Source organism: Halomonas sp. 3D7M (assembly GCF_014897885.1).
Taxonomy (GTDB): domain Bacteria; phylum Pseudomonadota; class Gammaproteobacteria; order Pseudomonadales; family Halomonadaceae; genus Vreelandella.
On record NZ_JABUZF010000272.1, the window covers coordinates 1 to 9,698 of the forward strand.

The 9,698-nt window shown below is 54.2% G+C and carries 8 protein-coding genes; 1 reads left to right on the forward strand and 7 read right to left on the reverse strand.

Annotated elements, in window-relative coordinates:
* Positions 1-273: 273 nt before the first annotated feature.
* From INT22_RS21835 to rho, 4 genes are all read right to left on the reverse strand, one after another.
* Positions 274-402, reverse strand: coding sequence for a hypothetical protein (locus tag INT22_RS21835; RefSeq protein ID WP_264298868.1), 129 nt, complete (start codon positions 400-402; stop codon positions 274-276).
* Positions 403-469: 67 nt separating this feature from the next.
* Positions 470-1,249, reverse strand: coding sequence for an NAD(P)H-flavin reductase (locus INT22_RS19175; RefSeq protein ID WP_193068764.1), 780 nt, complete (start codon positions 1,247-1,249; stop codon positions 470-472).
* A gap of 42 nt (positions 1,250-1,291) precedes the next feature.
* Positions 1,292-2,785, reverse strand: coding sequence for a 4-hydroxy-3-polyprenylbenzoate decarboxylase (gene ubiD / locus INT22_RS19180; RefSeq protein WP_089039215.1), 1,494 nt, complete (start codon positions 2,783-2,785; stop codon positions 1,292-1,294).
* Between the two features lie 69 nt (positions 2,786-2,854).
* Positions 2,855-4,114: a transcription termination factor Rho gene (gene rho / locus INT22_RS19185; RefSeq protein WP_038481222.1), complete on the reverse strand. Its 1,260-nt coding sequence runs from the start codon at positions 4,112-4,114 to the stop codon at positions 2,855-2,857.
* A 465-nt stretch (positions 4,115-4,579) separates the two neighbouring features.
* Here rho and ppx point away from each other — a divergent pair, with 465 nt between their 5' ends.
* Positions 4,580-6,115: an exopolyphosphatase gene (gene ppx, locus INT22_RS19190; protein WP_089039216.1), complete on the forward strand. Its 1,536-nt coding sequence runs from the start codon at positions 4,580-4,582 to the stop codon at positions 6,113-6,115.
* Here the strand turns inward: ppx and tilS are convergent.
* The 3 genes from tilS to INT22_RS21595 form a co-directional block, all read right to left on the reverse strand.
* Positions 6,096-7,388, reverse strand: coding sequence for a tRNA lysidine(34) synthetase TilS (gene tilS, locus INT22_RS19195; protein WP_193068765.1), 1,293 nt, complete (start codon positions 7,386-7,388; stop codon positions 6,096-6,098). The genes ppx and tilS overlap by 20 nt on opposite strands.
* Positions 7,369-8,325 (reverse strand): acetyl-CoA carboxylase carboxyltransferase subunit alpha, encoded by a 957-nt coding sequence (locus INT22_RS19200; protein WP_038486504.1) that lies wholly within the window; start codon positions 8,323-8,325, stop codon positions 7,369-7,371. Before INT22_RS19200 ends, tilS begins: the two co-directional genes overlap by 20 nt.
* 172 nt (positions 8,326-8,497) lie before the next feature.
* On the reverse strand, positions 8,498-9,698 hold a 1,201-nt coding region (locus INT22_RS21595), incomplete at its 5' end, for a helix-hairpin-helix domain-containing protein (protein ID WP_264298869.1).

A 9,698-nucleotide genomic window follows, 5' to 3' on the forward strand; every position in this document is an offset into this window, starting at 1 on the left:
GCATGCGGCAGGCAACCTAGTCGGTGTGCCTGATGACGCGACGCTACTGGTCGGCCAGGGGCACACCGTGGCTAAACCAATAGGCAGCATAAAAGAATGCAGCAACGCACGCACAAGCACTAGCCGCCGATACCGGCCTTGCTTGTGTGTGGCATGTGCATTGTACTGTGTGCATGGCTACATCCTAATTTACAAGTCTAATTCACGTTGCTCATCGAGAACGATGACATCTGAGTGTTCAATCCTGCCTGCATAGGAACAAAATGGCAACCATCAACCGCCAAACGCTTGTACCCAACCAATCGTTGCGGGCAGTGCACTCATGCTAACCAGGACCACAACACCGAGCACAATAGAAAGTAAACCTGATTCGTCTTTGAAGTTGTCGTCATGGTGGGCCATGAAAGCCTCCTTTTTTATCGGTATCGGTTATCGGCACATGCCGTGCGTCAGTTATCGGCCAATCATTTTAGTGAGGGCGAGGAGCGTAGGCAAATACATCCGAGAACATTCTCTCACTACTGATGTTTTTTCGCTCGAACACATCAACACAGGCATAAACCATCCCCGGCGAGCCTGATAGGAAGATATCACAATCGCTGAGCGTCAACTGAGCCCTTGCAAGTTCGCTCTCAAGGGCACTTTCCAGCACTAGGTCAATGCGTCCTTGATGGTGTGATATTCGTTCACCAACCGCCAGCGGCTCGGTAAGCGGAAACTCTGTTACGGCTTGAAAAGCAACATTGGCATACTGTTGTGCCCATTCGCAGGCCAAATCTTCGGCATACAGATCGCGGTGCTCGCGGTTTGCCCACCATAGTGAAATAGGCCGAGCGGGCTGCTGCCGCAGCGTCGCTTCTACAATGGCTTTCATCTGTGCAAAACCGGTGCCTGCCGCGACCAGCAGTAGCGGGCGCTCGCTTTCAGCGTCCAGCACACAGTCACCACTGGGTAAGCGTACGGTCAATTGGTTGGCCACCTGCAACAACTCTCTCAAGCGAGCTGAGTTATCCCGTTCAGGCCAGTGCTGAATATGCAATTCGATAATGCCATCGCCACGTTCAGCGCTGGCAATTGAAAACGGCACCCAGGTGTTATCGTCTAGTTTCAGCTCTAAATACTGGCCAGGCGCATGCTGCATGGCTTCTGGCCGCCCTTCCAGGGTCACCCCAAAGACGTCGGGATTTAAATCCTCAACGGCGGTTACCTGGCAGGTTAACGTCTTGCAAGTTGACGTGCTTGCGCTCATGAAAGCCTCTTTATGAAGAATCGTCCGACCTGCGCCACTGGGTTAGCCGTGGCGAGGTGTGGGTAACGGGATATCAATGCCCAGCTCGTCCCAACGCTCGTCAACGCGGGTCTTTATCGAATCGTCCATCACGATGGGAGTCCCCCACTCTCGATCCGTTTCTCCTGGCCATTTATTGGTGGCGTCGAGCCCCATTTTAGAACCCAACCCGGACACTGGAGACGCAAAGTCGAGGTAATCAATGGGGGTATTTTCCACCATCACGGTATCCCTCGCTGGGTCCATACGCGTGGTAATTGCCCACATCACGTCTTCCCAGTTACGCGCGTCGACATCGTCATCCAGTACAATGACAAACTTGGTGTACATAAACTGACGCAGAAAGCTCCAAACCCCCATCATGACGCGCTTGGCGTGACCTGGGTACTGCTTTTTCATGGTCACGACGGCCATCCGATAGGAGCACCCTTCCGGCGGCAGGTAGAAGTCAACAATCTCCGGGAACTGCTTACACAGGATCGGCACAAATACCTCGTTAAGCGCGACGCCTAGAATAGCTGGCTCATCGGGTGGGCGGCCGGTATACGTGGAGTGGTATATCGCGTCCCGTCGCATGGTCATCCGCGTGACGGTAAAAACGGGGAAGTGATCGACTTCGTTGTAATAACCGGTGTGATCGCCAAATGGCCCTTCCGCTGCCATATCGTCGGGGTAAATAAACCCTTCAAGAATGATTTCTGCAGACGCAGGCACTTCCAGGTCAGCATGTCCGCACTTGACAAGCTCTGTGCGTGAACCGCGCAGAAGCCCAGCGAACGCATACTCGGAGAGAGAGTCGGGTACCGGTGTGACGGCGCCTAAAATTGTTGCAGGATCAGCCCCCAGCGCCACCGCCACAGGAAATGGCTCACCGGGATGCGCTTTTTGAAACTCAAGAAAATCCAGCGCACCGCCCCGATGGGAGAGCCAACGCATAATCAGGCGGTTTTTAGCAATTTTCTGTTGGCGGTAAATACCGAGGTTTTGACGCTTTTTATGCGGGCCTTTGGTAATCACCAATGGCCAAGTCACTAGCGGCGCCGCATCGCCAGGCCAGCAGTGCTGGATCGGCAAACGATCCAAGTCAACCTCATCGCCTTCAAACGATAGCGCTTGTACCGGAGCCCGCTTAACGATTTTTGGCCCCATACTTAGCACTTGCTTGAAAATCGGCAGCTTGTCCCAGGCGTCTTTTAACCCTTTAGGCGGATCGGGCTCTTTTAGAAACGCCAGTAGCTTACCCACTTCGCGCAGCGCCTCTACCGAATCCTGCCCCATGCCCAGCGCAACCCGTTTAGGCGTACCAAACAGGTTGCCCAGCAGCGGCATGTCGTGTCCCTTCACATTCTCAAACAACAGTGCGGGGCCACCAGCACGTAATGTCCGGTCGCAAATTTCGGTAATTTCCAGATAAGGATCAACTTCTGCTTTAATTCGCTTAAGTTCACCCTGCGCTTCAAGTGCCGCAATAAAATCGCGCAAGTCGTGGTACTTCAAGGCACTCTCCCCAAGGCACTTCCCCGGCTGTCAGACATTTATCGCTAGTGCTTGGCTGTAATGCAGCGCCTAGCGGCGCTTCATCGCTTCAAAGAACTCCAGATTCGTCTTGGTATCCTTCAGACGATCAATCAGGAACTCTGTAGCAGCCGTGTCTTCCATCGGGTTGAGCAGCTTGCGAAGAATCCACATGCGCTGCATTTCATCTTCTGACGCCAGTAGGTCTTCACGACGGGTACCGCTGCGACGGATATTGATCGCGGGGAACACGCGTTTCTCAGCCAGCTTGCGGTCAAGGTGCGCTTCCATGTTGCCGGTGCCCTTGAACTCTTCGAAAATGACTTCGTCCATTTTCGAACCGGTATCGACCAGTGCAGTGGCAATAATCGTCAGGCTACCGCCCTCTTCGATATTACGCGCGGCACCGAAGAAACGTTTTGGCTTCTCAAGAGCGTGGGCATCCACACCACCGGTTAGCACTTTGCCAGAGCTGGGCACCACGGTGTTATAGGCACGCGCCAAACGGGTGATGGAGTCGAGCAGAATCACCACGTCCTTCTTGTGCTCTACCAAACGCTTGGCTTTTTCGATCACCATTTCCGCAACCTGCACGTGGCGGGCGGGCGGTTCATCGAAGGTAGAGGCAACCACTTCGCCACGCACGGTGCGTGACATTTCGGTCACTTCCTCAGGACGCTCATCGATCAGCAATACAATCAGATGGCACTCAGGATTGTTGCGCGTAATGGACGTCGCGATGTTCTGTAGCATCAGTGTCTTACCCGCTTTAGGCGGTGACACCAACAGACCACGCTGACCTTTACCAATCGGCGCAGTCAGATCAATGATGCGCGCGGTAAGATCTTCGGTAGAGCCATTACCAATCTCCATGCGCAGCCGGTCGTCTGGGAACAGCGGCGTTAAGTTCTCAAAGAGAATCTTATGCTTGGCATTTTCCGGACGATCAAAGTTGATCTGGCTAACTTTGAGCAGGGCAAAGTAGCGCTCACCTTCTTTAGGCGGGCGGATTTTGCCGGAAATGGAGTCGCCTTTACGCAGATTGAAACGACGGATCTGAGACGGCGATACGTAGATATCATCCGGTCCAGCGAGGTACGAGCTGTCAGCGCTACGCAGGAAGCCGAAGCCATCCTGAAGGATTTCCAGCACACCATCGCCATAAATATCCTCTCCACTTTTAGCATGCTTTTTGAGGATGGCGAAAATGATGTCCTGCTTGCGCGAACGGGCTAAGTTGTCGATACCCATCTCGCGGGCGATATCGAGCAGCTCGGGAACGGTTTTTTGCTTGAGTTCAGTGAGATTCATCGGTGTGTTAGAAAGTTGCTCATGAAAGCTGGGCGACAAGCGCCGGGAATAAGACAGGAGGCGTGACCTAAAAGTAGGGCTAAGCGCCGAGTGATGCGTTCAGAACCCCATCTAGGCACACGCTCAGATACTGAAAGCTAGGCAGTCTTGAAGTAAATGCCAATAAAGGAGTAACGGCATCAACGACTGCTTAACGTGAGGGTGCTAATAAACTAGTTAATCTGATCGGCACAGAAAATGCTGTTTCAGCGGGTTATCTGACGACTTGGACATCTGGCTGATGCCATTGGATACGTACTGCTCGGAATACCCGAGTAATACGCCTGTTTAATAGGCAAACAAGTTAACTCGGATCAAGCCAGTAGTTCGATGGTAGTCAAGGCCCGCGATAAACGCAAGTCTTTGACAATTGACAATACTAATAAGGCACCGCAACCTTGGCATAGCCACTAGGAAGGAACGCCCATGCCCAAGGAAATTTCACTCCCTCTCACCGCGCCGTCGGCTGAACTGGATAACACTGAACCGCAGCGCTTAGCCGCCATCGACCTGGGTTCTAACAGCTTCCACCTGCTGGTCGCTAACTATCAAAACGAGCGCCTTCAAGTCGTTGCCAGGATGGGTGAAAAGGTTCAGTTAGCCGCTGGGCTAGACGAGAACGGCTATTTAAACGAGGCAGCCATGCAGCGCGCGTTGGACTGTCTAGGCCGTTTTGCACCCTTTCTCAACGACATTGAGGATGCCAATCTGCGCATTGTCGGTACGAATGCGTTGCGCGATGCCTATAACAGCCAAGCGTTTATCGAGCGTGCCGAAGCGCAGCTTGGCCACGCTATCGAAATTATTGCTGGCCGCGAAGAGGCCCGGCTTATTTATTTAGGCGCCGCCCACGCGCTAGCCGAAAATGGCCGCCGCTTAATTGTTGATATCGGCGGCGGGTCGACGGAATTTATCATTGGCGAAGCCTTCGAGCCCAAAGCACTTGAGAGCTTACGCATGGGCTGCGTCACCTTCAGCAGCCGCTTTTTTCCTGATGGCGAAATTAGTGAAAAGCGTATGCGTCGTGCTGAGCTGTCTGCCCTGTCAGAACTGGCCAACATTCAGCGTCCCTACCTACGCCTTGGCTGGGATGACCCCGTGGGCTCTAGCGGAACGATAAAGGCTGCCGCGAGCGTGTTATATGCTTACGGCGATTCGCCCCAAGAAGGTGTTATCACCCGCAGTGGGTTGAAAAAGCTGCGTGAACGCCTACTAAAATGCAAACAGCTGGAGAAAGTTGAGCTAGATGGTCTAAAACCTGACCGAGCAAAAGTCTTTCCGGCAGGTATCGCCATTTTAAACGCTATTTTTGAAGCCTTTAATCTTTCCCAAATGCGCTTTGCAGACGGCGCCCTGCGCGAAGGAGTGCTTTATGACATGGCGGGACGGAATAGTGCGGAAGATACCCGTTCTAAAAGCCTAGATGCATTGAAGCGGATTTATGATGTTGACTCTCGGCAGGCAGAAAATGTCGCCGACACGGCCCTTCGCTTATTCAATAAAGTAAAAAAAGCCTGGGGGCTAACCCAAGAGCAAGGCCATTATCTTGTCTGGGCAAGTCATGTACATGAAATTGGCTTGGCTATCTCTCATAGTCAATTCCATCGCCACGGCGCCTATTTGCTAGAGCATTCCGACCTGGCTGGCTTTTCACGCCCTGAGCAGCGTCTACTGGCGTTTTTAGTGCGCGCCCATCGACGCAAGTTTCCGACGAAAGAGTGGCAGGCGCTGCCCGCCTCTCACCAGGAAGGCTGTGCCAAACTTGCTCGCCTGCTGCGCCTTGCCGTGCTTATTAATCACTCCCGGTCTGAAAATCCCCCGCCGCTACCAGAGATTAACGCAGAGGGTGAAGCGCTGCTGATGACGCTACCAGCCAGCGACGAACCGACGCTGTTAAGTACCGATATGGAGCAGGAACAGGCCTATATGACAGCGGCTGGATTTACGTTTTCGGTTGCGTAGAGGTAGCGGCAAGAGCAACGCCTTCAGCCTGCCACAATACGTTGGCAGGCGGCTGGATAACGCCCAGGCATGACTCACCTTCCATTACTACAATCAAACGCTCACGTTCCCAGGGCGGCACTCCCCGCTCTTGGAGCAAGCGTTTAACGTCACGCCGTCCACGCTCTTTTAACGCCACCACTTCGCCACCACGTCGCCAACGCAACGTTACGCGGCGCGGCGGTGCCAGCGATACTTCCAGCACGCCCAAAGGGGTTAGTTGCCCTGGCGCGCCTTCCCACTCGACTTCCCATTCAGGCAGTGGCTTAAGCGGTGCCATGAGATAGAGACGGCGTTGCCAAATCCGTGCGTCTACTCCTGGCCATTCAACCTTCACCTGGGCGTCGTTCACTGCGCCTAACTGCGCTAGCAGGCTTTCGAGGCGTTTTTGCGGAGGGGTTGGGAGCGCTAGCTGCTTACAAAGCGTACGCACCAGCAGCCGCTGGCGAGGTAAGGAGCGTTGACTAAGCAGCGTAGCATCCATGCAGTGTTCTCCGCGCATCAGCGTTGCCAGCTCTTCCTCGGCATAGGCCGCCAATAGCTGGTCTGCCTCACCGGCATGCTGGGCGCTATTGGCAAGGGCTCGTGCAGCGCCAGGCCAACGTAGTTGTAGTGCTGGCATCACCTGATGGCGTAAGCGATTGCGATCAAACGCGATGTCTCGGTTTGTCGGGTCTTCGCACCAGCTGATTGATAATCCATGCGCCGCATCAGCCAACGTCTGTCTGCTGACACTCAACCAGGGCCGCAGCAGAGTGAGCCCCTGCCACTCGCGGCGAAAAGGCATACCCGCCAAGCCACGCACACCACTGCCACGCAACGCGGCCAGCAGTAGCGTCTCTGCTTGGTCATCTTGGTGCTGGGCTAGCCATAGCGTATCGCCAGTGGGAATATGCGCCATAAACGCTTGGTAGCGCGCTCGCCGCGCCGCCCCCTCGATACCCTCGCCCTGAGCGTCCACAGCCACGTTGGCCGTCACTAGTGATACACCAAGCGTATCGCACAGCGTTTGACAATGCGCTTCAAAGGCGCTGGCTGCCGCCTGTAGACCATGGTTAATATGCATCGCCCGCAGCGGACGACGTGCGTCCCGGCAAACCTGAGCGGCCAACGTTAGCAGCAGCGAAGAGTCTAGCCCACCGGAAAGCGCTACCCAAATAGTACGCCCCGGCGGGGTCTCCGCCAGGGCGTCATTCAGTAAACGTAACAGCGGCTTAGGCGGCTGGGGCGCCATAGCTCATCAACCGTTTATAGCGGCGCTCTAGTAGCGCATCGCTATCAAAGCTTTGCAGGCGTTCCAGACTATTAGCCAAAGCCTCTTTAACGCGCTCAGCCGTCGTCAGTGGATGGCGATGAGCACCACCCAGCGGCTCTTTAATTAGCTCATCAACAAAGCCAAGCTCTTTGAGGCGCTCAGCAGTGATCCCCATGGCTTGAGCGGCATCAGATGCTTTTTCAGCGCTCTTCCAAAGAATAGACGCACAGCCTTCTGGAGAAATAACCGAATAGGTAGAGTACTGCAGCATATGCAGCTCGTCGCACACACCAATCGCCAGCGCGCCACCAGAACCACCTTCCCCCACTACGGTGGAGATAATCGGTGTTTTCAGGCGTGACATTACCGCCAAATTATACGCAATGGCTTCCGATTGCCCGCGCTCTTCTGCATCGATCCCTGGGTAAGCCCCAGGCGTATCGATAAAGGTTAGGATGGGCATTTTAAAGCGTTCAGCCATTTCCATTAGGCGGCAGGCTTTACGGTAGCCTTCCGGGCGCGGCATGCCAAAGTTGCGACGTACTTTCTCTTTAACATCGCGTCCTTTTTGATGCCCAATGACCATCACCGGCTGATCATTCAAACGCGCAACGCCTCCGACAAGGGCTGCATCATCGGCAAAATTGCGGTCGCCGTGAAGCTCATCAAAGTCAGTAAAAATATGCTCAAGATAATCCAGCGTATAAGGGCGCTGCGGATGGCGAGATATTTGGGAAACCTGCCAGGGGGTTAAATCTTTGAAGATCGATTCGGTTAACTTACGGCTTTTTTCTTCCAGCCGAGATATCTCATCGGAGAGATTAACCTGGCTATCGGAGCTGACCAAACGCAGCTCCTCAATTTTTGCCTGAAGCTCGGCAATGGGCTGTTCAAAATCGAGATAGTTAGGATTCATCGGCTCTGCCTGTAAGCTGCCTATAAAAAAAGAAGCCTTGTCGAAACGGGCATGTATGGGGGCATTATCGCACCCTGAACCTGCCACGCAAGGCAGTACCCTTTCAATTAGCGTGCTGCACCGCCATTTAGCACTCAATTTGACGGTGGCACGCGCATGTTTATAGCGTTTGTTAGCGGTAGCGTAGCTGAACGCCAACCTGCCCCTGCACATCACGAAGGGCCAACAACAAGTCGTCGCTGGGAGCTACTTTCCATTCATCGGCCAGCGCCAGCCAGCCAACCGCTGCTGAGTGGCGATACTGCAGCCGCACCGGCAACCCGCCGGTATCGCGGTATGGCGTAAGACTCTCACGCAGGCTATCGACTAAACGCCCGTTGATCTGTTCAGCATCCAATGCAAGTTCTACCGCTTCGCCATAGCGAATCCGTGCGGTCACCATCGGCGTAACGTCTTTACCCCGCAAACGCAAACCGCCGGAGAAGTCATCGTTGGATACTTCGCCTTCAACGATAATCACTTGGTCAGATTCGATTTGGCCCCGCAGTTGCTCAAATAGTTCGCCAAACAGGGAAGCTTCGATACGCCCGGTGCGATCATCCAGCGTGATAAACGCCATGGTATCGCCACGCTTGGACTTCATAGTGCGCATGGCTACCACTAAGCCAGCCACCCGCTGCGGCTCACGAGAGGCCTTCAAATCACTAATGCGAGTAGAGACAAAGCGCTTTAGCTCACGCTCATATTCATCAATGGGATGGCCGGTCAGATAGAGACCCAGCGTATCTTTTTCACCAGAAAGGCGCTCACGATCTGTCCATTCACGGGCGCTCTGATACTCAGCGTAAGGGTCCGTTTCTTCCTCTTCCGCAGTAAACGCATCGCCAAACATATCCAGCATACCCAGATTTTGGTTGGCATGGTTTTGAGCAGCCGCTTTCAAGGCGTCTTCCATCGCGGCGGAAAGCACCGCCCGGTTAGGGCCAAGATTATCCAGTGCGCCAGAGCGAATCAGCGCTTCCAGCGTTCGCTTGTTCATCCGTTTTGGATCAAGGCGGCGACAAAAATCGAACAGATCTTTAAATGGACCATCGGTGCTACGGGCTTCAACAATCGCACCAATTGGGCCTTCACCGACACCGCGAATGGCACCCAGGCCGTAAACCACGCGCCCTTCCGTATCAACGGTGAACTTGTAGCCACCGACATTAACATCCGGCGGTGTGACGGTAAGCTTGAGGTGGCGGCACTCCTCAATTAGCGGCACTACCTTGTCCAGGTTATCCATTTCCGTTGACATAACGGCGGCCATAAACGGGCCAGGATAGTGCGCTTTCAACCAGGCGGTTTGATAAGACACCAAGGCGTAAGCG

What these genes read in the sequence shown, in the direction of transcription:
- INT22_RS21835 (WP_264298868.1), bottom strand. Translation starts at nt 402, where the DNA reads ATGGCCCACCATGACGACAACTTCAAAGACGAATCAGGTTTACTTTCT.
- INT22_RS19175 (WP_193068764.1), bottom strand. Translation starts at nt 1,249, where the DNA reads ATGAGCGCAAGCACGTCAACTTGCAAGACGTTAACCTGCCAGGTAACC.
- rho (WP_038481222.1), bottom strand. Translation starts at nt 4,114, where the DNA reads ATGAATCTCACTGAACTCAAGCAAAAAACCGTTCCCGAGCTGCTCGAT.
- ppx (WP_089039216.1), top strand. Translation starts at nt 4,580, where the DNA reads ATGCCCAAGGAAATTTCACTCCCTCTCACCGCGCCGTCGGCTGAACTG.
- tilS (WP_193068765.1), bottom strand. Translation starts at nt 7,388, where the DNA reads ATGGCGCCCCAGCCGCCTAAGCCGCTGTTACGTTTACTGAATGACGCC.
- INT22_RS19200 (WP_038486504.1), bottom strand. Translation starts at nt 8,325, where the DNA reads ATGAATCCTAACTATCTCGATTTTGAACAGCCCATTGCCGAGCTTCAG.